The sequence below is a fragment of the Streptomyces sp. CA-210063 genome (assembly GCF_024612015.1).
Lineage (GTDB): Bacteria > Actinomycetota > Actinomycetes > Streptomycetales > Streptomycetaceae > Streptomyces.
This window is the reverse complement of record NZ_CP102512.1, coordinates 6,365,554-6,388,686: the sequence shown is the minus strand read 5'-3', so window position 1 is coordinate 6,388,686 and position 23,133 is coordinate 6,365,554. Positions and strand designations below refer to the sequence as shown.

Below are 23,133 nucleotides of genomic sequence, written 5' to 3'. Positions count from 1 at the left end.
TCTCCGGAGCCGCGAAAAGGGATGTCGTGATGTTCCGCCAGCCTAAGCCCCGCCTTCACTCTTCTCCTCCCTGTTCACCTTCCGTCGGGATTGACCGAGGGCCGGTACGGGGCAATGAGTGTGTACGGCTAAGGCAGGTCCTCCAAGGAGGTGGCGGCGGCGTATGTCGAGCATGTCCAGAGCGAGGGTGGCCCGGCGTATCGCGGCGGGCGCGGCGTACGGCGGTGGTGGCATCGGGCTGGTCGGTGCGGCGGCCGTGGGTGTGCTGCTGGCCGAGGTACGGATGGCCAGGCGCGTCGTGGGCAACGGGCACAGCCCGCATCCCCCGAGCGCGGAGGGGCTGTACGGCCACGCGTACGGCAGTCGGTACGCCAGTCGGCACGGCCGTACGTACGACTCATACGGCTCGTACGGTAGTTCGTACGACACTCCCGGCGATCCCCCGCTCCGCCTCGTCATGCTCGGCGACTCCACGGCCGCCGGCCAGGGCGTCCACCGGGCCCGGCAGACCCCGGGCGCCCTCATCGCCTCGGGGCTCGCGGCGGTGGCCGAGCGCCCGGTGCGGCTGCGCAACGTCGCGCTGCCGGGCGCCCAGTCCGACGACCTGGACCGGCAGGTGGCACTCGTCCTGGAGGACCCGGCCCAGGTCCCCGACGTCTGCGTGATCATGATCGGCGCGAACGACGTGACCCATCGGATGCCCCCGACCCGCTCGGTCCGCCACCTCTCCGCGGCCGTACGGCGGCTGCGGACCGCCGGCGCGGAGGTGGTGGTCGGCACCTGTCCCGACCTCGGCACGATCGAGCCCGTGCAGCAGCCGTTGCGCTGGCTCGCCCGCCGGGCCTCGCGGCAGCTGGCGGCCGCCCAGACGATCGGGACCGTCGAACAAGGCGGCCGCACCGTGTCCCTCGGAGACCTCCTCGGCCCCGAGTTCGAACAGAACCCCCGCGAACTGTTCGGCCCCGACAACTACCACCCCTCCGCCGAGGGCTACGCGACCGCGGCGATGGCCGTCCTGCCGACGGTGTGCGCGGCGCTGGGCCTGTGGCCGGCGGAGGAGGAGCGGCCGGATGTCAGCCGCCGCGAGGGCTTCCTGCCGGTTGCCCGCGCCGCCGCCGAGGCCGCGTCGGAGGCCGGCACCGAGGTGACGGCCGCCATGCCTACGGGGCCGCGTGGGCCTTGGGCTCTGCTGAAGCGGCGGCGTCGGCGGAGGGTGCCGGTGTCGGACCCGACGCCGGCCGCGGCCGCGGAGGCGCAGCCGGGCGCCTAATGGGTGGGGGGCCTGTGATCGGGCGACTGCGGGTGCGTGGGGGCTGGTCGCGCAGTTCCCCGCGCCCCTGAAAAGCAGGGCTGCGCCCCTTGCTTTTCGGCCCGTAGGGCCGTGTCGTTTAAGGGGCGCGGGGAACTGCGCGAGCAACCACGAATCACCCGCAGTCGCCCGATCACAGGCACCCCCCACCCATGAGGCGCCCAGCAAAAAGCAAGCGCTTAGAAAAGTGCGGTCGGTGTCACACCCCCTTGCCCGTGACCCGACCCGTACGTACGGGTAACTTCCCCCACAGCCCTGCTTTCCGTACGCATGCCAATGGAGCCGTGATGCCCGAAGCCGTGATCGTCTCAGCCGCCCGCTCCCCCATCGGCCGCGCCTTCAAGGGCTCGCTCAAGGACCTGCGCCCCGACGACCTGACCGCCACGATCATCGAGGCCGCCCTCGCGAAGGTCCCGGAGCTGGACCCGAAGGACATCGACGACCTGATGCTCGGCTGCGGCCTCCCCGGCGGCGAGGCGGGGCACAACCTGGGCCGGATCGTCGCCGTACAGCTGGGCATGGACCACCTGCCGGGCTGCACGATCACCCGCTACTGCTCCTCCTCGCTCCAGACGTCCCGCATGGCCCTGCACGCCATCAAGGCCGGCGAGGGCGACGTCTTCATCTCGGCCGGTGTCGAGACGGTGTCCCGGAGCGTCAAGGGGACCAGCGACGGCCTGCCCGACACGCACAACCCCCTCTTCGCCGAGGCCGAGGCCCGTACGGAGGCCGTGTCCAAGTCGGAGGGCGCCGACTGGCACGACCCGCGTGAGGACGGCCTGCTCCCCGACCCGTACATCGCGATGGGGCAGACCGCCGAGAACCTGGCCCGCCAGTGGGGTGTGACCCGCCAGGACATGGACGAGTTCGGCGTCCGCTCGCAGAACCTCGCCGAGGAAGCCATCAAGAAGGGCTTCTGGGAGCGCGAGATCACCCCCGTGACGCTGCCCGACGGCACGGTCGTCAGTGCGGACGACGGCCCGCGCGCGGGCGTCACCCTGGAGGCCGTACAGGGCCTGAAGCCGGTCTTCCGCCCGGACGGGCTGGTCACCGCCGGCAACTGCTGCCCGCTGAACGACGGCGCCGCCGCCCTCGTGATCATGTCGGACACGAAGGCCCGCGAGCTGGGTCTGACCCCGCTCGCCCGCATCGTCTCGACGGGTGTCTCCGGCCTCTCCCCCGAGATCATGGGCTACGGCCCGGTGGAGGCGTCGAAGCAGGCCCTGTCCCGCGCGGGCCTCACCGTCGACGACATCGACCTGTTCGAGATCAACGAGGCCTTCGCCGCCCAGGTGATCCCCTCGTACCGCGACCTGAACATCCCGCTGGACAAGCTGAACGTGAACGGCGGCGCCATCGCCGTCGGCCACCCCTTCGGCATGACCGGCGCCCGTATCACCGCCACGCTCATCAACTCCCTCCAGTTCCACGACAAGCAGTTCGGCCTGGAGACGATGTGCGTCGGCGGCGGCCAGGGCATGGCGATGGTCATCGAGCGCCTCAGCTGACCGACCGCCCGCGCGCGAACCCGTCACCGTACGGGTGCGCACGGTGATGCTGTGGCCCGGAGTCCCGGTTTCTGGGGGGCTCCGGGCCGTTTTGTGATCCAATCTCCCCCAGGATGTGACCTATCTCCCCCCGGAGAGCGATGTACGCAGGTCAGAGCCGTTTCACCACCAAACATCGGGACAAAAATCCTGCCCGTTTCGTGACGTTACGCACTGACAGCTGGTTAGTCCGCCCTTCAAGCTGATGTAGGAAGTCGGGGGTCGACTTTGAACCGGGAGTACGTCAGTGAGCGCCATGCCGATCGCCTTGCTGCTCGCCACGGCCGCCACCGCCGCCGTGGGCGTCGCCGTCCTGCGCACCCTCACGGGGTTGCGCCGACAGGTCGCCGCCCTGCGCACCGAGCTCGCCGAGAGCCGGGCCGTCGGTAGGCGCGCCCTGGTGCCGGCCGCCCGTCCGGCCGCCGACACGGAGGAGATACGCGCGGCCGTCGCCGAGGCGCTCGCCGAGGAGCGGGAGCGTGAGCTGGCCGAGGCGCGGGCTTTCTGGGCCGCCCAGGAGTCCCGTGACGTCTCGGACACGCCCTCCCTGCTGGGTCTGCCCGACAGTGACCTGTTCCTGCCCAGGCAGTCCGATTTCGCGGGTCTGGAGCACCTTGAGCCGGTGACCGAGCCGAGCCTTGAGGGCGACGAGTTCGCCGCGGACTCCGCGGAGCTGGCCGCGGCCCGCCGCCGCCACCCCTCGCACCCCGATTTCGTGCCGGTGCAGTCAGCTGTCACCACCGACCACGAGCGCACGGTCGCCTGCCTGGAGGACCTCGCCGCGTCCCGCACCGAGCTGGCCGACGTCCGCCCGGGTCCCCTCGGCACCCTCGACGTCTACGTCTTCGCCGACGGCACCACCCTCTGCATGACGCCCGGCCACCGCGAAACCGCCGAACGGCTCGCCGGCGCCCTCCACACCGGCGACACCCCCGTCCTCCTCGGCGGCTCGGGCATCTCCGGCGCCTACACCCTCACGTTCCAGTGCGGCGACGACATGGTCTACATCCTGGCGGACAGGGTGATCGCGTCACTGTAGGACCATTTTTCAGCTGCCGGTGAAGGGCAGCCGCGCCCCATCAGGGGCGCGGAGCTGTGTTGGATATGCGGCTACCGCCGCGTGGGCGCGATCAGCCACAGACAACCCGCAGCCGCCCGATCACAGTGGCCCCCGAGCTCCTGGGCGCCGACTCACACCCCGGCCCGCCGCTGAGCCTCCTCCACCAGCGCAACCGCCTCCGCCAACTCGCCTTCATCACCCAGAACCAGCGCGAGATCATTCCCGGCAACCATGACCTGATCAGCCGCCGCGAACATCCCCACGTCCGGCATCTCCCGAAGAGGCCCCCCGGGCGACTCCAACCGCTGGGCACGCAGTGCCAAAGCCCTGGCCAGCGCCAGCGCCTCCGCGGCGGCGCCCCGCTGCAGCCGGCTCTGCGGAGCGGCCCGCAACCGGTCGGCGAAATGGTCCACGGCACGGGTCAACGGCGTCGTATCAAGCACGCCGCGAGAGTACGCGCCTTAACTGGACTGTTGCCAACAGGCCGCCACTCAGGCAACGTGACCTGAAGGACCGGCTTACATTCCCTTTCGTCCGGAGGCGCCGATGTCCCAAGTCTTCTCTGAGGAGACCCATCGCAACCTGCTCGCCCGCATCCCCCATTGCACCGGTCGTGAGATCTCCGACTGGATCCGCAAAGTCGACGAAGGCCCCGCTCTCTTCAACTTCGAGGAGAAGGTCAGCTGGCTCCGGCACGAGTACGACCTCGCGTACGGCCACGCCAAAGCGATCGTTCACGAGTACGACCTGAGGAGGGCCGCGCGCAAGCTCCGCTGAGGACACCGAAACCACGAAGGGCCCGCGAACCTGTCGGTTCGCGGGCCCTTCGACCGTGTCACGTCGCCTTGCGGGGCGCTTTAGTCGTCGCCGCTGAAGATGGCCACCAGGCGGAGCATCTCGACGTAGATCCACACGAGGGTCATGGTCAGGCCGAACGCGGCCAGCCAGGCCTCCTCGCGCGGGGCGCCGTACGCGATGCCGTCCTCGACCTGCTTGAAGTCGAGGGTCAGGAAGAACGCGCCGAGCAGGATCGCGAGGATGCCGACGATCGCGCCGAGCGGGCCCATGCTGCGCAGTCCGCCGTCCGGGGCGAGCCCGAAGACGACCAGCAGCAGGTTGACCGCCATGACGAGGATGAAGGCGATCGCGATGGTCATGCCGATGCGGGCGTACCGCGCGGTGACCCGGATCCAGCCCGCCTTGTAGACCAGGAGGGTGGCGCCGGAGACGGCCATGGTGCCGAGCACCGCCTGGAAGGGCGCACCGCTCCACTGCGAGTTGAACATCTCGCTGAGCACGCCGAGGAAGACACCCTCGAAGGCGGCGTACGTCAGGATCAGCGCGGGCGAGGCCTTGCGCTTGAAGGACTGCACCATCGCCAGGACGAAGGCGATGAGCGCGGCGCCGATGGCCAGCCCGTAGCTCGTGGGCGACACGGGCAGGAGGGCCCAGGCGAGGATCGCGCCGACGACGACGGTGCCGAGCGTCATGGCCGAGCGCATGACGACGTCGTCCATCGTCATCCGGCCGGTGGTGACCGGGGCCTGCGGCGGGGCGCCGTGCTGTACGTCCTGCTGGGCGTACGGGTTCGTCGCGTACGGGTTGCCGCCCTGGGCGTAAGGGTTGCCCTGGGTGCCGACAGCTGCTCCCCCGGCCTGCGGCGCGGTGTTGAAGCCCGCGTGGCCGTTGTCGCGGCTGAACCCCCGTCGCGAGAAGACCGGGTTGCTGCTCCTCATTTCACTCCTCCATGGCCACCCTGCGTGGCCTTGGCTCAAGAGTAATAGGTAGGCAAAGGATTGACCCTAGTGCTTGGGGAGGATCTTTCCCTGCCCTGTCATCGAACACGCTACGCGTCTCCCTGATTCCCCGTCCCACCACCCTCAATCCATGACGAACCCGGTACACACCCGCGATCGTCCAGAGATCAACCGCGATCAACCACCGGCGGCCAGGGAAACGACGTACGGCCGGGGGAGTGCCGGGTGTGGGTTGCCCGAGGGGGCAGAGTGTGGGGTTATGGGGGAATGTGTGCGGGGTTGGTCGGAGGTGCCCGGAACCGGACTTGAACCGGTACGCCCGCGAGGGGCAGCGAGGTTTAAGCTCGCCGTGTCTGCATTCCACCATCCGGGCAGGCCATGGGCTCCGCGCTGAGGTGCCGAGCCTATCGGGACGCTTCCCCCGAACAGTCGATGAGCGGACCGATGTTGTCTTATTTTATTGACGTCTGAGGGTGCATCAGCCCAGGGAACACGCCATCCGCACTTGCCAGTAGCCTTTCGGAGGCCACGACCGGGTGTATGCGGAATGACGGAATTTCACCGCCCGAACGGGCGGTCCCACCGTGGATACGAGCGGTGACGCGGTGACTCGTGTCGGTCATGCGCTCCAGAGGCCCCCTCGGGGCCCGCCGTCATCCCCAGGTATGACGCGACGCCTGTCCGTCCGTCAGAAGTCTGCCCCCGGAACCAGAACTGCGGCTGACTACACGGCGCCCTTCCGTCGCGACGATGGAGGTATTCCACGAAACGGCCTCCGGGCACGTCCCCGGCCGTCCCTCGAAGGCCCCCACATGCCGTCGTCCCGCAAGGAGTTCCCACCCGTGACCACCACTCCCCTCGCCGACCGGGCCACCGCCGTGGCCGCCCGCGCCACGGAACTGTCGAAGGTCTACGGACAGGGCGAGACCCGGGTGGTCGCCCTGGACCAGGTGACCGTCGACTTCCGGCAGGCCCAGTTCACCGCGATCATGGGCCCCTCGGGGTCCGGCAAGTCCACGCTGATGCACTGCGTGGCGGGCCTGGACACCTTCTCGGCCGGCTCCGTCCGCATCGGTGAGACCGAGTTGGGCTCACTGAAGGACAAGCAGCTCACCAAGCTCCGCCGGGACAAGATCGGCTTCATCTTCCAGGCGTTCAACCTGCTGCCCACGCTGACGGCGCTGGAGAACATCACCCTCCCGATGGACATCGCGGGCCGCAAACCGGACAAGCGGTGGCTGGACACCGTGATCCAGATGGTGGGCCTGGCCGACCGGCTGACCCACCGGCCCGCGCAGCTCTCCGGCGGTCAGCAGCAGCGCGTGGCCGTGGCACGGGCGCTCGCCTCGCGGCCGGACATCATCTTCGGGGACGAGCCGACCGGAAACCTCGACTCGCGTTCGGGCGCCGAGGTGCTGGGCTTCCTGCGCAACTCCGTACGGGAGTTGGGGCAGACCGTGGTGATGGTGACGCACGACCCGGTGGCCGCGGCGTACGCGGACCGGGTCATCTTCCTCGCCGACGGGCGCATCGTGGACGAGATGCACGAGCCGACGGCGGACTCCGTCCTGGACCGTATGAAGCGGTTCGACACCAAGGGCCGTACGAGCTAGGGCAGTTCGCCCCCGAGGCAGCACCCGACCACCCGTCATCGCTTCCCCACCCCGAAACAGGGACCCCTTCATGTTCCGTACCGCCCTGCGCAACGTGCTCTCGCACAAGGCCAGGCTGCTCATGACCGTGCTCGCGGTGATGCTCGGCGTCGCCTTCGTGTCCGGCACGCTGGTCTTCACGAACACCATTTCGGACGCGCTCCAGAAGAGCTCGGCCAAGGGCTTCGACCACGTGGACGTCGCGATCGAGCCGGACTACCGACCGGACGAGGGCGACGCCATCGCCGAACAGCCGAAGCTGACGCCGGAGCTGCTGAAGAAGGTCGAGCGCGCGCCCGGCGCCGAGTCGGCGACCGGTGTGGTGAGCGGGTTCACCGCGCTCGCCGACAAGGACGGCGAGCTGATCGGCGGCGGCTTCCAGTCCCAGGGCGGCAACTACTGGGAGACGGACGACCCCCGGTATCCGATCCAGGACGGCCGCGCGCCCAAGGGCGAGAACGAGATCGCCATCGACTCGCAGACCGCGAAGCGGGCCGGGTACAAGGTGGGCGACACCGTCCGGCTGTCCGTCAACGGGCCGGTCCTCACGCCCACCGTCACCGGGATCTTCACGACGGACGACGGCAATGTCGCGGCCGGCGGCAGCCTCACCCTCTTCGACACGGCGACCGCGCAGCGGCTCTTCCACATGGACGGCGAGTACGACGCGATCAACGTGACGGCGGCGGCCGGCACCAGCCAGGACCAGCTGCAGTCGGCCGTCGAGAAGATCCTCCCCGAGGACACCGCGTACACCACCACCGGCCAGTTGCTCGCCGACGACCAGGCCACGCGGATCGCCGCCGAGATGAGCGGTTTGAAGAACGGGCTGCTGGTCTTCGCGGGGATCGCCCTGTTCGTGGGCACGTTCATCATCGCCAACACCTTCACGATGCTGGTCGCCCAGCGCACCAAGGAGCTGGCGCTGCTGCGCGCGGTCGGCGCCTCCCGCCGCCAGGTGACGCGGTCCGTGCTGATCGAGGCGTTCGTCGTGGGCGCGGTCGCCGCGGTCACCGGTCTCGCCGCCGGTGTCGGCATCGGCGCCGGCATGCGGGCCCTGGTCGGCGCGCTCGGCGAGACGGTCCCCGACGGCCCGCTGGTGGTCTCCCCCGGCACGGTCGCCACCGCCCTGCTCGTCGGCGTACTGATCACCATGGTGGCCGCCTGGCTGCCGGGCCGCCGGGCGGCGAAGATCCCGCCGGTCGCCGCGATGAGCAGCGTCCACGCGAAGGCGACGACCAAGTCGCTCGTCGTACGGAACACGATCGGCGCGCTGTTCTCCGGCGCGGGCATCGCCACCGTCCTGTACGCCACGACGATGGACGGCTCGGACGGCCAGGCCCCGATGGGCATCGGCGCGGTCCTCCTGATCATCGGCGTCTTCGTCCTGACGCCCCTCCTCTCCCGCCCCCTGATCGCGGCCGCGGCCCCCGTCATGCGTGTCTTCGGGATCTCCGGCAAGCTCGCCCGGCAGAACTCCGTCCGCAATCCGCGCCGCACCGCCGCCACCGCCTCGGCGCTGATGATCGGCCTGACGCTGATCACCGGTATGACGGTGATGGCGGGCAGCCTGCAGACGTCCATCGGCAAGATGGCCGCCGACGCCATCAAGGCGGACTACGTCGTCTCGATGGCCAGTGGCAACTACCTCTCCCCCGAAGTGGAGAAGAAGCTCGCCGCCGCCGAGGGCGTCACCGCCACCTCGTCGCTGCGCAACGCCGAGTCGCGCATCGAGGGCGAGACCGAGTACCTCACCGGGGTCAACGGCTCGGCCATCGGCAAGCTCACGGACCTCCCCGTCGACAACGGGACGTTCAAGGTCGGCGGCGCGGACGTCGTCGTGGACGCGGAGACCGCCGAGCGGCGCGGCTGGAAGGCCGGTTCGGAGTTCACCGCCGGGTTCCAGGGCAGCGAGAAGCAGAAGCTGACGGTCGCCGGGGTCTACGAGAGCAACGAACTGATCCAGGGCATCCTCCTGGACAACGCCACGCTCACCGAGCGCCTGCCGGCCGCCGCCGACCCGGCCGACATGATGGTCATGGTCAAGACCTCGGCCGGCGCCTCCGACGCCACCAAGGACGGGCTGGAGAAGGCCCTCGGCGAGAACCCGGCGATCAAGGTCCAGAGCGGGCAGGACCTCTCCGACGACATCGCGAAGATGTTCACCCTGATGCTGAACATGCTCTACGGACTGCTGGCCATGGCCGTGATCGTCGCCGTCCTCGGGGTCATCAACACCCTCGCCATGTCGGTCTTCGAGCGCTCCCAGGAGATCGGCATGCTCCGCGCGATCGGTCTCGACCGACAGGGCATCAAGCGGATGGTCCGACTGGAGTCCCTCGTCATCTCCCTCTTCGGCGGTGTCCTCGGCATCGGCCTCGGCGTCTTCTTCGGCTGGGCCGCCGGCGAACTCATCGCCAGCAAGATGCCGACGTACGAACTGGTCATCCCCTGGGCCCGGATGGCCGTCTTCCTCCTCCTGGCCGCCACGGTCGGCATCCTGGCCGCCCTGTGGCCGGCCCGCCGCGCGGCGAAGCTGAACATGCTGGCGGCGATCAAGTCGGAGTAGCCGCGAGGGAGGCGTGACAGCAGGTGAGTGGGCCCCCGTTCCGCGCAGGAACGGGGGCCCACTCGCGCTCGCGCGTCCGGGGGTCCTACGGGGGGGCGCTCACTCACCGCCGCCCCCCCCTACACGCCCGCACACGCCCCCGTACGGCCGTCAGCTTCCCCAGGTCCGGGCCCTGAGCGGCAGCCCCGACGCACCCCCTTCCGGGGTCCGTACGGCCAGTACCTGGTTGACGCCGATGCGGTTGCGTTCGAAGCCGAGGGCGGAGGCGGCCATGTAGAGGCGCCAGACGCGGGCACGGCCCGCGCCGACGAGGCCGACGGCCTCGGCCCACCGCGCTTCGAGGTTGGTGACCCAGGCGCGCAGGGTGAGGGCGTAGTGCTCGCGCAGGGACTCCACGTCGCGGACCTCGAACCCGGCGCGTTCGAGCAGGGTGACGGTGGTGCCGACGGGGGCGAGTTCGCCGTCCGGGAAGACGTACGCGTCGATGAAGCCGTCGACGGAGTACGTGCTCTCGTCGCGCTGCGGCCGCCGGGAGATCTGGTGGTTGAGCAGCCGTCCGCCGGGGGCCAGGAGCCGGTACAGATCCTGGGCGTACTCCAGGTACTTGTCCGCGCCGACGTGTTCGGCCATGCCGACGGAGGAGATGGCGTCGTACGGCCCGTCGGTGACGTCGCGGTAGTCCTGGACGCGGATCTCGACCCGGTCGGTCAGGCCCTCGTCGGCGACGCGTTTACGGGCGTACGCGGCCTGCTCCTGGGAGAGGGTGACACCGACGACATGGACGCCGTACTCGCGGGCGGCGTGGACGGCCATGGAGCCCCAGCCGCAGCCGACGTCCAGGAGCCGCTGCCCAGGGCTGAGGGCGAGTTTGCGGCAGATGAGGTCGAGTTTGTCGTGCTGGGCGGCTTCGAGGGTGGTGCCGTCGGGGGCCGCCCAATAGGCGCAGGAGTACACCATCGACGGGCCGAGGACGAGCTCGTAGAAGTCGTTGCCCACGTCGTAGTGGTGGCTGACGGCCCGTCTGTCCGTGCGCCTGGTGTGCAGGTGGCGGGTGCGGACCTCCTCGCGCGGCGGTTCGGGCGGGAGGAGGACAGCGGGGCCGGCCAGCTTCAGCAGGCCCTTGACGGCCGCCCGCACGTCCGGGTCGCGCAGGGACTCGGCGAGGCTCCGGGCGTCCTCGTCCCGCTCCCACACGTGTCCGGCCACCAGATCCAGTACGGCGTACAGGTCCCCCTCGATGCCGAGGTCTCCGGCGACCCAGGCGCGGGCGAGGCCCAGTTCCCCCGGCTTCCACAGCAGCCGGCGCAGGGCCCTGCGGTTCCGTACCACCAGTGCGGGGGCCTGAGGGGGGCCGGCCTCCGAACCGTCCCATGCCCGCAGCCGGACCGGGAGCGGGGCCCCCAGCATCTGCTCGAGCAGGGTCTTCAGCCGCGACGCGGCGTCCTGCATGGCGCACACCTCCGTGACGAGAGATCCCGGAATGTCCAACGCCAACGTAATCACCTGCGGGGCTGAGCCGTATTCCCGCCGGGAGGTGTGTTCTTCGGGTGCGGGTGCGTGGGGGGTGGTCGCGCAGTTCCCCGCGCCCCTGAAAAGCAGGGGCTGCGCCCCCGTGCTTTTCGGCCCGCGGACCCGTCGCTTTTCAGGCCCGCAGGGCCTGATCTTTTAGGGGCGCGGGGAACTGCGCGACCAGCCCCCCACCCACCCGCACCCGCCAACGCACCCCACCCCTCGAGCTCTCCCGCGCCAACAGACCGAAGAGTCTCGGCAACGCCGAAGGACCCCCCGCACCACGGATGGCGGGAGGTCCTTCAGGTCGAGCAGAGGGGTGACCGGGAGGGTCAGGAGGCCTTCGCCTTCTCCTCGGTCTTGGCCGGAGCGGCGGCGACCGGCGCCGGCTTGGCCGCCTCGTAGAACTCCTCGCGGGGAGTCTCGATCGCGCCGAGCGAGACGACCTCGCGCTTGAGGAACATCGCGAGGGTCCAGTCGGCGAAGACGCGGATCTTGCGGTTCCAGGTCGGCATGGCCAGACCGTGGTAGCCACGGTGCATGTACCACGCGAGGCGGCCACGGAGCTTGATCTTCATCTTGCCCATGACGATCATCGCGACGCCCTTGTGGAGGCCGAGGCCCGCCACCGCACCCTTGTTGGAGTGCGCGTACTCCTTCTGCGGGAAGCCCCGCATGCCGGAGACCACGTTGTCGCCGAGGACCCGGGCCTGCCGCAGCGCGTGCTGCGCGTTCGGCGGGCACCAGGCGTTCTCGACGCCGGCCTTGCGGGCGGCGACGTCCGGGACCTGGGCGTTGTCGCCCGCGGCCCAGATGTAGTCGGTGCCGGTGACCTGGAGGGTCGGCGCCGCGTCCACATGGCCGCGGGGGCCGAGCGGCAGACCGTAGCGGGAGAGGACCGGGTTCGGCTTGACGCCGGCCGTCCAGACGATCGTGTTGGAGTCGACCTCCAACCCGTTCTTCAGTACGACGTGGCCGTCGACGCAGGAGTCCATGGAGGTGTTGAGGTAGACCTCGACCCCACGGCCCTCCAGGTGCTCCTTGCCGTACAGGCCGAGCTTCGGGCCGACCTCGGGGAGGATCTTGTCGGCGGCGTCGACGAGCACGAAGCGCATGTCCTCGCGGGACACGTTCTTGTAGTACTTCGCGGCGTCGCGCGCCATGTCCTCGACCTCGCCGATGGTCTCCGCGCCGGCGAAGCCACCGCCCACGAAGACGAAGGTCAGCGCCTTGCGGCGGACGTCCTCGTCGGTCGTGGAGTCGGCCTTGTCGAGCTGCTCAAGCACGTGGTTGCGCAGGCCGATGGCCTCCTCGATGCCCTTCATACCGATGCCCTGCTCGGCGAGGCCGGGGATCGGGAAGGTGCGGGAGACCGCGCCGAGCGCGATCACCAGGTAGTCGAAAGGCAGCTCGTACGCCTCGCCGACGAGCGGCGCGACGGTGGCGACCTTGCGGTCCTGGTCGATGGTGGTGACCCGACCGGTGAGAACCTCCGCCTTGGGGAGCACGCGTCGCAGCGGGACGACGACATGCCGCGGGGAGATGCTGCCGGCGGCGGCTTCGGGGAGGAAGGGCTGGTAGGTCATGTACGACCGGGGGTCGACGACCGTGACGGTCGCCTCGCCGTAGCGCATCTTCTTGAGAATGCGCCGAGCTGCGTACAGGCCTACGTACCCACCGCCTACTACGAGGATCCTGGGACGCTCCGTGGTGCTCATGCCATCGAGTATGTACCCGCCATCGGGGGGTCGCTCGTGCGCCCCTTCACAAGCTTCCTCACGCCCTCTGCTACACTGCGCGACCCCCATTGCACAGGTCATGGGCGACCAGGGGAACCGACCTCTGAGACCGACCGTTGTCAATGCCGCGTGAACTGCCGTTCCGGGCCCGCGACCCCTCTGAACCGCCCTCCGGTTTCACACGGACGAGACCCCCGTGAGACCCCCTCGGGGACGCCCCGTTGACCCCCCGGAGCCCGCGCAGGCTCTGCACAGCCTCAAAACATCGCTCAACAGGGCCGATTCTCTTGTGAAGAACTTCACGAACTTTCTCGGCGGCGAGTCGACGAGGGGTGCCGGAGCACCCCTCGGACGCGCTCATACGTTATCCGAACAGCTCAGGCGAGGCTACCGGCGAGTAGTAAACACATGCTCACAAGTGCCCCCGGGGCGCAGGGAGGGCAGCGGAACCCGCCCGGGCCTCAAGCCGGCACTCACGCCACGGACCAGGCGATTCCGTCCAGAATGTCGTGTTCGCTCACCACGACCTCCGCCGCCCCGATCCGCTCCATGATCGACAGGAGCACGAGCGCACCCGCCGCGATCACGTCCACGCGTCCCGGGTGCATCGACGGGACGGCCTCCCGCTCGGCGTGCGTCGACCGCAGCAGCCACTCGGTGATCTCCCGGACGCGGTCGTACGGGATCCGGGAGTGGTGGATGGCGACCGAGTCGTACGCGGGCAGATCCTGGGCGATCGCGGACAGCGTCGTGACCGAGCCGGCGAGACCGACGAGGGTGTGCGCCTCCCGCAGGGGAACCCCCTGCTCGGCGAGGTCCAGCGCGGCCTCGATGTCGGCGCGGATCGCGGCGATCTGCTCCGGCCCGGGCGGGTCGACGACGACCCCGTCCCGTACGAGGTGCCGCTCGGTCAGCCGTACGCAGCCGATGTCCACGGAGCGGGCGCCGGCCACCTGGTCGTCGCCGACGACGAACTCGGTCGAGCCGCCGCCGATGTCCACGACCAGATACGGCTTGGCGAGGTCGGCGCGCCCCTTCAGTTCCTTGGTCGCGCCCGTGAAGGAGAACTCGGCCTCCTGGTCGCCGGAGATCACCTCGGGCTCGACGCCGAGGATGTCGAGCACCCCGCGGACGAACTCGCCCCGGTTCTCGGCGTCGCGGGAGGCCGAGGTCGCCACGAAGCGGATCCGCTCGGCGCCGTGCTCCTTGATGACCGCCGCGTACTCCCGGCAGGCCGCGAAGGTCCGCTCCAGCGCCTCGGGGGCCAGCCGGCCCGTACGGTCGACGCCCTGGCCGAGCCGGACGATGATCATCCGCCGGTCCAGCTCGACGAGTTCACCCGTGGCCGGGTCCGCGTCGGCGACGAGGAGCCGGATGGAGTTCGTACCGCAGTCGACGGCGGCGACCCGGGTCACTTGCCGGCCTCCTTCGCGGGCTCCGGCGCGGGCACCACGCACGGGCCCTTCGCCCACCACTCCGGCAGCATCTCGATCGCCTCGTCGCCCAGCGGGTTGACGCCGGGGCCCGCGGCCAGCGAGTGGCCCACGAGGACGTGCAGGCACTTCACGCGGTCCGGCATGCCCCCCGCGCTCGGGAAGCCCTCCAGGACCTCGATCGCGTCGCGGCGGGCGATGTAGTCCTCGTGCGCGGCCCGGTACGCGGCGGCCAGCTCGGGGTCCGTCGCCAGCCGCTCCGTCATCTCCTTCATCACGCCGTTCGCCTCCAGCGTGCCGATCGCGGAGGCGGCGCGCGGGCACGTCAGGTAGTACGTCGTGGGGAAGGGCGTCCCGTCCGGCAGGCGCGGGGCCGTCTCGACGACGTCCGGCTGCCCGCACGGGCACCGGTGCGCGATCGCGCGCAGCCCGCGCGGCGGGCGTCCGAGCTGCTGCTGGAAGGCCTCGACGTCGGCGTCGGTGGGCTCGGTGCGCGGGGTGGGCGGCGGGGGCGTCTGCATGCCTGTAAGTAAATCTCTCTAGAGCTCTGGTCGGTTCACTGGTCGGCGGCGTCGGCCTTGTCGACCCCGTCCCAGACATTGGTGTACCAGGGGCGGTCGGCCGCCCCCTGCGTCGTACGGGACTGCTTCGCCGCGTCCGGGTCGATCATCGTGTAGCCGGTCTCCCCCGGCATCACATAGTGCAGCCGCTCCCGGATGCGCTGCTCGGCGTACGCGTCGTCCTGCCAGCGCGCCTTGAGGTCGCGCAACTCCTCGACCCGCTCGCGCGCCTCCTCGCGCTGCCGCTGCATGTCGGCGATCTCGGCGCGCTGGGAGACGTACTGCCTTATGGGATAGGCGAGCGCCACGATCAGCGAGCAGAGGACGAGGGCGAGCAGGGCGGCCCGGCCGGTCAGCCGGGAGCGGCGGGCCTGGCGCTTGGTCTGGGAGCGGTAGACCCGGGCCGCCGTCTGCTCACCGAGCAGCTTCAGCCGGGTCGCGGTGGAGAAACGGTCCCGGTCCCGGTCCTTCACGGCCATGTCCCGCTTCCCCTTCTTCCGCTGCCTTCTCCTGCGTGCACGTGCGTACGTCCCCGCACACGGTACGGGACCGAGTACGGGGACGTACGTACGACGCTTCCTACTTGCCGTCCTGCTGGTGCGGCGGCGGTGTCAGCCCTTGAAGCGCGGGAAGGCGCTGCGGCCGGCGTACACCGCGGCGTCGTCGAGGATCTCCTCGATGCGCAGCAACTGGTTGTACTTGGCGACGCGGTCCGAGCGGGCCGGGGCGCCGGTCTTGATCTGACCGCAGTTCACGGCGACGGCGAGGTCCGCGATGGTGACGTCCTCGGTCTCGCCGGAGCGGTGGGACATCATGCACTTGAAGCCGTTGCGCTGGGCCATCTCGACGGCGTCCAGGGTCTCGGTCAGCGAGCCGATCTGGTTGACCTTGACGAGCAGGGCGTTGGCGGCACCCTCCTCGATACCGCGGGCCAGGCGCTCGGGGTTGGTGACGAAGAGGTCGTCGCCGACGATCTGGACCTTGTCGCCCAGCTTGTCGGTGATGATCTTCCAGCCGTCCCAGTCGTCCTCGTACAGCGGGTCCTCGATGGAGACCAGCGGGTACGCGGAGACGAGCTCCTCGTAGTACTCGGTCATCTCGGCGGCCGAGCGGGACTTGCCCTCGAACTCGTAACTGCCGTCCTTGTAGAACTCGGACGCGGCGACGTCGAGCGCGAGCGCGATCTGCTCACCGGGGACGTAACCGGCCTGCTTGATGGCCTCGACGATGAGGTCGAGGGCGGCGCGGTTGGACTCCAGGTTCGGGGCGAAGCCGCCCTCGTCGCCGAGGCCGGTGGACAGGCCCTTGGTCTTCAGCACCTTCTTGAGGGTGTGGTAGACCTCGGCGCCCCAGCGCAGGGCCTCGGAGAAGGACTCCGCGCCGATCGGGGCGATCATGAACTCCTGGATGTCCACGTTGGAGTCGGCGTGCGAGCCGCCGTTCAGGATGTTCATCATCGGAACGGGCAGCAGGTGCGCGTTCGGGCCGCCCAGGTAGCGGAAGAGCGGCAGGTCGCTGGCCTCGGAGGCGGCGTGGGCGACGGCGAGGGAGACGCCGAGGATGGCGTTGGCGCCGAGGGAGCCCTTGTTGTCGGTGGCGTCCAGGTCGAACATCGCCTGGTCGATCAGACGCTGCTCGGTGGCGTCGTAGCCGACGAGCTCCGGGCCGATCTGCTCGATCACGGCGAGGACGGCCTTCTCGACACCCTTGCCGAGGTAGCGGTTGGGGTCGCCGTCACGGAGCTCGATGGCTTCGAAGGCACCCGTGGAGGCGCCGGACGGAACGGCGGCACGACCCGTGCTGCCGTCGTCGAGGCCGACCTCGACCTCGACCGTGGGATTGCCTCGGGAGTCCAGGATTTCCCGGGCTACGACGACGTCGATGGACGGCACGAGCATCTCCTTCTTGGGATGTGACGCGATGGCGACTAGAGCCTAACCGCCCCGGAGCCGTCGACACCCGACCGACCGCCCCATGGGCAGACAGACGGTATCCATTGTTCCCATCCGGAACAAAGCGGGGGTGAACACGAGAAGTGAACAGGAGGGGTGAACAGGAGGGGTGAACAGGAGGGGTGAACAGGAGGAGTGAGCAGGAAAGGGGGCCCCGCGGGAAAGACAAAACCCCGCCCCGGTGCGTACGGGGGAATGCGCACCGGGGCGGGGAGCTCGTGGGGACGGGGGGACGGCCCTCACGAGGCCTTCACTATGGAGGACACGGATGTGAGCGGGCTGTGGTTCAGCTGGGGAGCGGCCATTTTTCGGCCCAGCTCAGCCCGGCCACACCCGGTCCGGCCATGCCGGGTCAGCTCAGGTGGAGCTGCTGGCCCGGGAAGATGAAGTCGGCGTCGTCGATGATGTCCTTGTTCAGCTCGAAGAGCTTCTCCCAGCCACCCTCGACGTTCTCCTTCTCGGCGATGGCGCTGAGGGTGTCGCCGCTGACGACCTTGTACTCGCCGTCGCCCTTCTTGACCTTCTTGCCGGTCGGGGTCTCGACGGTGGCGCGCTCGGAGGAGCGGGAGGCGCGGGTCTCCTGGGTGCTCTCCTGGGTGCTCTCCTGCGAGGAGCCGGAGTTCGAGTTGCCGCTGGAGGCGGCGGCGCCGTCGTACGAGGCGCTGGACAGGCCGGTGCCGCAGACCGGCCAGGCACCCTTGCCCTGGCCCGCGAGGACCTTCTCGGCTGTCGCGATCTGCTGGGCCTTGCTCGCCTGGTCGGCGGTGGAGGCGTACTGCGTACCGCCGTAGGCGGCCCAGGTGGAGGCCGAGAACTGCAGGCCGCCGTAGTAGCCGTTGCCGGTGTTGATGGACCAGTTACCACCGGACTCGCACTGGGCGACGGCGTCCCACTCGGAAGCGGTGGCGGCGGAGGCGCTGCCGGCGACCATCAGCGGGGCGGCGATCGCGGCGGCACCGGTGACACCGGCGACGGCGATGGCGCGAGCAGCCTTGGACGGGCGGCGGTGCTTGCCCTTGCTGGAAAACAGCATGGAGAGATCCCCTCACCGACGCCTGCGAGGTGAGCTGTCGGGTTCGGGCCGGTTGAGTTGCCCGGCCACTCCTCCGTGGGAGGCGTGGCTTCACCCCAAGCCGCTCCGTCAACTGCCCGGTGCGGCACTTACCTTGGGTCCCCCGCTCCTGCCTACGGCGCTTGACGCGACGACTGTTCCATGCGGCCGTTGGCAGGATTCGGCGTACCGACCGCAGGGGCCCGCTGTGGCGAGCGGTCACGACCGTAAACACGTGATTCGCCGAATATCAAAGACGATCAGGGGGTCTGTGATTCATCTCCCACCGAGATCAAATCCGACATTCAGGGGCGAACCCCGACCCGAACTCCCGCTACTTTTCGCCCGTTTCGACGCCGACTTCAAGGGTCTGACCGGGAAGGATGAGGTCCGGGTCAGTTCCGACCGTGCCCTCGTTCTCGGCGTAGAGCTCCCGCCACCCGCCGTCCAGCCCGAGCGAGTTCGCGATGCCCGTCAGGCTGTCGCCCGCCCGGACGGTGTACGAGCCGTCCACGGCCTCGCGCGCCGCGTCGCCACCGCGGGATGCGTGACGGCCGGAGGACGAGGAGTCGGCACGGGAGCCGGTACGGGAGTCGCCGGCCGCGTCCGCGTCGGCATCGGTGCTTTCGTCGGCGCTGGTGCCGCGGTGGCGGCCGGTGCCGTTCTCGGTGTCCTCGGCGGCGGAAGAGTCATCACTCTGCCCCGAGTTGTCCGAGTTGTCGTTCTCGGAGTCGTCAGTGGAGGAGCTGTCGGACCCCTTCGAGGTGTCGCTGCCGGAACCGGTGGAGTCATCCGAGTCGATGTCGGCCTTGGTGGAGCCTTCGATGACATTCGCGGACGAGTCCGATGATTCAGATGAGTCAGTCGAACGGGATGAATCAGACGTACCGGATGTATCGGATGATCCGGATGAACTGTCCGAGTTCGACGAACCGTCCGCGGCGCCGGTGTCCACGTCGGCGGAACCGGAGTCACCGGCGAGGTTGTGGAGCACTCCGCAGACGGACCAGACACCGACGCCCTGGTCGGCGAGCACCTTCTCGGCGATCGCTATCTGCTGCGAACGGCTGGCCTGGTCGGCGCTCGTCGCATAGTCGAGGCCGCCGTACTTCTCCCAGTTCGCCTGGGTCAGCTGGAGGCCGCCATAACGCCCGTTGCCGGTGTCCGCGCTCCACGAGCCGCCGCTCTCGCACTCCGCCACCTGGTCCCAGGTGGTTCCGCTGGCCGCGCTCGCGCCGGTGGCGCCGAGGAGTGGGATGGCGATGGCCGAGCCGGTCACTCCGGCCGCGACGAGGAGGGCCGGAGCCTGACGGGGGCGACGGTGACGACCGTTCCCGGAGAGCATGCGGTTGCCTTTCACGCGACAGCAGGGGCCTGTGCGACGGGTGTGGTGGCCCTTCGCACTGACGTGTGAACGTATCGGCAGTCGATCAGTTGTCACAAGTTAATGCAGCGCAGATCACGTGAAGATCACAGAGCTGAGAGAGTGTCATCTCCTGGCGCGGAATGGGGTACTGCTACGGGCCGCTCACAGACCACTCACGGGCTGCTTCCGCGCGACGAATTCCACCGGAAGCGTGCGCAATCCCCGCATGATGAGCCCTCCGCGCCACCTCAAATCGGCCGAATCCACGGCGAGTCGTAGATCGGGGAGGCGGGTGAGGAGCGTCGCCAGCGCGGTCTGGCCTTCGAGGCGGGCGAGGGGGGCGCCGAGACAGTAGTGGATGCCGTGGCCGTAACCGAGGTGCTGGTTGTCGCGGCGGGAGAGGTCGAGGGTGTCGGGGTCGTCGAAACGGGCCGGGTCGCGGTCGGCCGCGGCGAGTACGACGAGGACGGGGTCGCCGGGGGCGATGTCCTCCCCGCCGATCGTGAGGGGCTGCGTGGCGAAGCGCCAGGTGGCGAGTTCGACGGGGCCGTCGTAGCGGAGGAGTTCCTCGACGCCGGTTTCGAGCAGCGCGGTCTCCTCGGCGGCGAGGGATGCCTGGAGGCGGGCGCGCTGTTCGGGGTGGGTGAGAAGGGCGTACGTGCCGTTCCCGATGAGGTTGACGGTCGTCTCGAACCCGGCGAACAGCAGGATGAACGCCATCGCCGCGGCCTCGTTCTCGGTGAGGTGCTCACCGTGGTCGGAGGCGCGGATGAGCCCGGAGATGAGGTCCTCGCCGGGGGTGGGAGCGTCGGGCAGCGCCTCGCGCTTGCGGTGGATGAGTTCGGCGAGGTAGCCGCGCATCTTCTTGACCGACCGCGCGACGCCGCCGCGCGGCCCGCCCCCGTGCCGGATCATCATGCCCGCCCAGTCCCGGAAGTCGTCCTGGTCCTCGCGGGGGACGCCGAGCAGGTCGCAGATGGCGTAGATGGGGAGCGGGAAGGCGAAGTCGTGGATGAGGTCGGCTTCGCCCTGGTCCGCGAACTGGTCGATGAGGTGGTCGGTGAGTTCCTGGACACGGGGGGCGAACTCGGCGACCCGGCGGGGCGTGAACGCCTTGGAGACGAGGCGGCGGAGGCGGGTGTGGTCCGGCGGGTCGATGTTGAGCAGATGCGTCATCAACTCGGCCTTGCGCTCACCGGGGATACCGGTCTTGCCCTTGGCGTGGGCCGGCTCGTCGTGATGTGCGGGGTTCTTGGAGAGGCGTCCGTCGGCGAGGGCCTGCTTGGCGTCGGCGTAGCGCGTGACCAGCCAGGCTTCCACGCCGCTGGGGAGTTTCGTGCGGTGCACGGGGGCGTGTTCGCGGAGCCAGGCGTAGGCGGGGTAGGGGTCGGTGGCGAATTCCCAGGTGAAGAGAGCGGGGGCCGGGGGCGGGGCGGGGGGCTGGTTGGTCACTCGTCGACGGTAGCGGGCGCGTCTTTCCGCGGTGCGGGCAGTTCGCCCAGCCGGATCTTCGCGAAGTAGTGACCTTGCCGGGCGGCTTCATGGAACAACCGCCCTGCTTCTTCCAGCGCTTCCTCCCCTTCCATGTGCTTTGCCAGCGCGTACGCGGCCCAGCCTCCTTCCTCCTCCTGCGCCATGGCCTCGCGAAGGAGCCTCTCTCCCTCCTCGACGGCACCAGTGCGCAGGAGAAGAGTTGCCAGATTCCGGCGCGCGTTGAGATGGCCGGTCTTCATGGCCTCGCGATACATCTGCTGCGCCGCGTCCAGATCGCCCGACACCTGGAAAACGAGGGCGAGGCCGTACAGCGCGGCCGGGTCCTCAAGGGCGACACCACGCCGGAACCAGAGCTTCGCGTCGTCCATGTTGCGCCGGTAGAACATCAGCCGGCCGAGGCTGGTCGCGACTTCTTCCCGACCCGCGTCAAACGCCCTGACGTACCACCCGAGGGCTTGGTTCGTCTTTCCGCTACCGACGAGCAGGTCACCCAGACGGTGCGCCGCCTCGGCGTCACCGCTCTCGGCCGCCCTCCACAACCACCGCTCCGCACGCTCCCGGTGCAACCGCCCCGTCTCGCGTGCCGCGCTGACGCTTCCGCTCTCCGCCGCGGCCTCCAGATACGGCAGCGCCGCCGGCTCGTCGCCGCTGTCCAGCAGATGCCTCGCCCAGGCTTCGGCCGCCCGTGGGTGTCCCCCCTCGGCCGCCCGGCGCAGCAGTTCCTCGCTCTCACCGCCCCCGACGCGGTCCGCGAAGGCGAACATCAGCTCTACGTCCCCCGCCTCCAACCGCTGGTGCAGCGCCGCACGGGCCGCCTCCAGGACGGCGTCCCGGTCGATCCGCGCCCCGGCCTGCGCCTCGTCGAGAAGCAGCCACCACACCCCGTCCGGGACGGGGTCCAGATCCTCCGACCGCAGCGCCTCCGCCACCAGCGCGCCGTACGCCCGCCACGTGCCGGCCTCCTCCCCGGCCAGGAGGAGTCCCGACACCCCGAACATGCGTGTCGTCGCCCACGCGAGGGCGTCCTCGAACGACTCGCGCTCCTCCGTCCCGTACTGCTCCTGGACCCGTCTGAGCAGGTCGGCCGGTACGGCGCCCGTCACGCCGCATCGTGCCAGGTCCACCGCCGCCCTCACCAACAGCTGTCCACGCGGATGCTCGTCCCTCGTCCCTTCTCGCCGCCACTCGTCGAACAGCAGGTGGCCGACCGCGAAGTACGAGGCGGCGCCCTCCTTGCCGCTCCACATGTAGGCCGGGTAGGCGCGCGGGTCGTCGAGGTGCGACAGCCGCCGTAGCTCGGCGTCGGTCCACTCGCGGGGCAGTCGTACCGTGCGGGCCGTGGCCACAACACGGTCGCCGGGGGCGGTCCGCGTCCGGCGGCGGTAGTACTCGTCGGGGCGCATGGTGCCGAGCACGATCGCCCCGAGGCCGGTGAGCTTGCGCAACAGCCTCGGCTCCAGGCCGCCCTCACCGAGGTGATCGGTCAACTCGTCCAGCGAGATCACGTACTTGCCGGGCCTGCCCTGCAACGCGGCGAGCAGGTCGCGCAGGTCCTCGCCGTGATGGGGCGCGTAGAACACATAGCCGTCCAGCGACCGCACGCCCTGCCACGCCGTGTACGACTTGCCCACGTACCGCTCCCCCAGGATCAGCACCAGGCCGCTGTGCGCGAGCTTGGCCCGCAGGTCCTCGTCGCAGTCGCGGGGGACGTACGGCGGTATGTCGGGCTGCCCGGGTATGTGCAGTGTCGCGCTGACGCCGAGCTCCCAGGGCTCGACATCGGCCACCGGCCGCCAGTCGGCCGGGGCAGGAACGGTGCCGTAGTAGTTGTTCTCCGTGTGGTTGTTCTCCCGGGCGACGACCTTGTCGTGGAATTCGGCGTCCCGGAAGTCGTAGTGGTCACCGGTGTACTGAGGCCCTGTCGAGGCCGTGGCGATGTAGCCGGCCTGGATGACGGAGCCGTCTGAGGTTCCGCCCGAGACGGTGTTGACCGTGGCGCCGTCGCCGGTGACGGCCATGCCTATGCTGCCCCCGGCAGCGACCGACCTGCTGCCGCCGGCCTCCACGGAGCGCTCTTCACCCGTCTCGTCTTCCGACTCCCGCTCCACACAAGCCCCCACGCGTCGCAACCAGTC

18 protein-coding genes, 1 tRNA gene and 1 riboswitch are annotated in these 23,133 nt (G+C 69.8%); of the genes, 6 read left to right on the top strand and 13 right to left on the bottom strand.

The genetic code is table 11. The annotated features are described in order from the left end of the window. Window positions 1-163: 163 nt before the first annotated feature. The 3 genes from JIX56_RS28010 (at window position 164) to JIX56_RS28000 (ending at window position 3,895) form a co-directional block, all read left to right on the top strand. Window positions 164-1,270: an SGNH/GDSL hydrolase family protein gene (locus tag JIX56_RS28010; protein ID WP_257544606.1), complete on the top strand. Its 1,107-nt coding sequence runs from the start codon at window positions 164-166 to the stop codon at window positions 1,268-1,270. Window positions 1,271-1,596: 326 nt separating this feature from the next. After that, window positions 1,597-2,817 carry an acetyl-CoA C-acetyltransferase gene (locus JIX56_RS28005; protein WP_257544604.1) on the top strand — a complete coding sequence of 407 codons (1,221 nt, stop codon included), beginning with the start codon at window positions 1,597-1,599 and terminating at the stop codon, window positions 2,815-2,817. Window positions 2,818-3,112: 295 nt separating this feature from the next. Beyond that, window positions 3,113-3,895, top strand: a complete 783-nt coding sequence (locus JIX56_RS28000) for a hypothetical protein (RefSeq protein ID WP_257551162.1) — start codon at window positions 3,113-3,115, stop codon at window positions 3,893-3,895. A gap of 152 nt (window positions 3,896-4,047) precedes the next feature. Here JIX56_RS28000 and JIX56_RS27995 read toward each other — a convergent pair whose 3' ends face one another. Continuing rightward, window positions 4,048-4,359, bottom strand: coding sequence for a hypothetical protein (locus tag JIX56_RS27995; protein ID WP_257544602.1), 312 nt, complete (start codon window positions 4,357-4,359; stop codon window positions 4,048-4,050). 103 nt (window positions 4,360-4,462) lie between these two features. Here JIX56_RS27995 and JIX56_RS27990 point away from each other — a divergent pair, with 103 nt between their 5' ends. Next, the gene (locus JIX56_RS27990; RefSeq protein ID WP_257544601.1) at window positions 4,463-4,693 is read left to right on the top strand and encodes a DUF4287 domain-containing protein; all 231 of its coding nucleotides are present in this window, start codon (window positions 4,463-4,465) and stop codon (window positions 4,691-4,693) included. Between the two features lie 80 nt (window positions 4,694-4,773). Here JIX56_RS27990 and JIX56_RS27985 read toward each other — a convergent pair whose 3' ends face one another. Further along, a complete protein-coding gene (locus tag JIX56_RS27985; protein ID WP_257544599.1) occupies window positions 4,774-5,652 on the bottom strand; it encodes a Bax inhibitor-1/YccA family protein in 879 nt (292 codons plus the stop codon). A gap of 311 nt (window positions 5,653-5,963) precedes the next feature. After that, window positions 5,964-6,046: transfer RNA gene (locus JIX56_RS27980), tRNA-Leu, on the bottom strand. 469 nt (window positions 6,047-6,515) lie between these two features. On the opposite strand from JIX56_RS27980, the gene JIX56_RS27975 reads away from it, so the two are divergent. Together JIX56_RS27975 and JIX56_RS27970 are read left to right on the top strand one after the other, a co-directional pair. Continuing rightward, entirely contained in the window at window positions 6,516-7,286 is a 771-nt protein-coding gene (locus JIX56_RS27975) for an ABC transporter ATP-binding protein (RefSeq protein WP_257544597.1), read from the top strand. A gap of 70 nt (window positions 7,287-7,356) precedes the next feature. Continuing rightward, on the top strand, window positions 7,357-9,894 hold the full coding sequence (locus JIX56_RS27970) for an ABC transporter permease (RefSeq protein WP_257544595.1): 2,538 nt from the start codon (window positions 7,357-7,359) through the stop codon (window positions 9,892-9,894). Between the two features lie 150 nt (window positions 9,895-10,044). On the opposite strand, the gene JIX56_RS27965 is transcribed toward JIX56_RS27970, so the two are convergent. The 10 genes from JIX56_RS27965 to JIX56_RS27920 form a co-directional block, all read right to left on the bottom strand. Further along, window positions 10,045-11,343 (bottom strand): class I SAM-dependent methyltransferase, encoded by a 1,299-nt coding sequence (locus tag JIX56_RS27965; protein WP_257544593.1) that lies wholly within the window; start codon window positions 11,341-11,343, stop codon window positions 10,045-10,047. A gap of 392 nt (window positions 11,344-11,735) precedes the next feature. Further along, window positions 11,736-13,121 carry an NAD(P)/FAD-dependent oxidoreductase gene (locus JIX56_RS27960; protein WP_257544592.1) on the bottom strand — a complete coding sequence of 462 codons (1,386 nt, stop codon included), beginning with the start codon at window positions 13,119-13,121 and terminating at the stop codon, window positions 11,736-11,738. A 494-nt stretch (window positions 13,122-13,615) separates the two neighbouring features. Next, window positions 13,616-14,557, bottom strand: a complete 942-nt coding sequence (locus tag JIX56_RS27955) for a Ppx/GppA phosphatase family protein (protein ID WP_257544590.1) — start codon at window positions 14,555-14,557, stop codon at window positions 13,616-13,618. Next, the gene (locus JIX56_RS27950) at window positions 14,554-15,096 is read right to left on the bottom strand and encodes a DUF501 domain-containing protein (RefSeq protein WP_257544588.1); all 543 of its coding nucleotides are present in this window, start codon (window positions 15,094-15,096) and stop codon (window positions 14,554-14,556) included. Before JIX56_RS27950 ends, JIX56_RS27955 begins: the two co-directional genes overlap by 4 nt. Window positions 15,097-15,131: 35 nt before the next feature. After that, window positions 15,132-15,614, bottom strand: coding sequence for an FtsB family cell division protein (locus tag JIX56_RS27945; RefSeq protein WP_257544586.1), 483 nt, complete (start codon window positions 15,612-15,614; stop codon window positions 15,132-15,134). Between the two features lie 132 nt (window positions 15,615-15,746). After that, entirely contained in the window at window positions 15,747-17,033 is a 1,287-nt protein-coding gene (gene eno / locus JIX56_RS27940) for a phosphopyruvate hydratase (RefSeq protein WP_257544584.1), read from the bottom strand. Window positions 17,034-17,439: 406 nt separating this feature from the next. Continuing rightward, complete coding sequence (locus JIX56_RS27935; RefSeq protein ID WP_257544582.1) at window positions 17,440-18,120, bottom strand: LysM peptidoglycan-binding domain-containing protein; 681 nt, start codon at window positions 18,118-18,120, stop codon at window positions 17,440-17,442. Between the two features lie 4 nt (window positions 18,121-18,124). Further along, window positions 18,125-18,290, bottom strand: a riboswitch (cyclic di-AMP (ydaO/yuaA leader). A gap of 182 nt (window positions 18,291-18,472) precedes the next feature. Continuing rightward, the gene (locus JIX56_RS27930) at window positions 18,473-19,483 is read right to left on the bottom strand and encodes a LysM peptidoglycan-binding domain-containing protein (protein ID WP_257544580.1); all 1,011 of its coding nucleotides are present in this window, start codon (window positions 19,481-19,483) and stop codon (window positions 18,473-18,475) included. A gap of 183 nt (window positions 19,484-19,666) precedes the next feature. Continuing rightward, window positions 19,667-20,956 carry a cytochrome P450 family protein gene (locus JIX56_RS27925; protein ID WP_257544578.1) on the bottom strand — a complete coding sequence of 430 codons (1,290 nt, stop codon included), beginning with the start codon at window positions 20,954-20,956 and terminating at the stop codon, window positions 19,667-19,669. Further along, on the bottom strand, window positions 20,953-23,106 hold the full coding sequence (locus JIX56_RS27920) for a tetratricopeptide repeat protein (protein WP_257544576.1): 2,154 nt from the start codon (window positions 23,104-23,106) through the stop codon (window positions 20,953-20,955). Before JIX56_RS27920 ends, JIX56_RS27925 begins: the two co-directional genes overlap by 4 nt. Between the last annotated feature and the right edge of the window lie 27 nt (window positions 23,107-23,133).

Bases quoted from the DNA above. Each gene is read 5' to 3' on its own strand.
- JIX56_RS28010 (WP_257544606.1), top strand. From the start codon at position 164: ATGTCGAGCATGTCCAGAGCGAGGGTGGCCCGGCGTATCGCGGCGGGC.
- JIX56_RS28005 (WP_257544604.1), top strand. From the start codon at position 1,597: ATGCCCGAAGCCGTGATCGTCTCAGCCGCCCGCTCCCCCATCGGCCGC.
- JIX56_RS28000 (WP_257551162.1), top strand. From the start codon at position 3,113: ATGCCGATCGCCTTGCTGCTCGCCACGGCCGCCACCGCCGCCGTGGGC.
- JIX56_RS27990 (WP_257544601.1), top strand. From the start codon at position 4,463: ATGTCCCAAGTCTTCTCTGAGGAGACCCATCGCAACCTGCTCGCCCGC.
- JIX56_RS27985 (WP_257544599.1), bottom strand. From the start codon at position 5,652: ATGAGGAGCAGCAACCCGGTCTTCTCGCGACGGGGGTTCAGCCGCGAC.
- JIX56_RS27970 (WP_257544595.1), top strand. From the start codon at position 7,357: ATGTTCCGTACCGCCCTGCGCAACGTGCTCTCGCACAAGGCCAGGCTG.
- JIX56_RS27965 (WP_257544593.1), bottom strand. From the start codon at position 11,343: ATGCAGGACGCCGCGTCGCGGCTGAAGACCCTGCTCGAGCAGATGCTG.
- JIX56_RS27960 (WP_257544592.1), bottom strand. From the start codon at position 13,121: ATGAGCACCACGGAGCGTCCCAGGATCCTCGTAGTAGGCGGTGGGTAC.
- JIX56_RS27950 (WP_257544588.1), bottom strand. From the start codon at position 15,096: ATGCAGACGCCCCCGCCGCCCACCCCGCGCACCGAGCCCACCGACGCC.
- JIX56_RS27945 (WP_257544586.1), bottom strand. From the start codon at position 15,614: ATGGCCGTGAAGGACCGGGACCGGGACCGTTTCTCCACCGCGACCCGG.
- eno (WP_257544584.1), bottom strand. From the start codon at position 17,033: ATGCTCGTGCCGTCCATCGACGTCGTCGTAGCCCGGGAAATCCTGGAC.
- JIX56_RS27935 (WP_257544582.1), bottom strand. From the start codon at position 18,120: ATGCTGTTTTCCAGCAAGGGCAAGCACCGCCGCCCGTCCAAGGCTGCT.
- JIX56_RS27930 (WP_257544580.1), bottom strand. From the start codon at position 19,483: ATGCTCTCCGGGAACGGTCGTCACCGTCGCCCCCGTCAGGCTCCGGCC.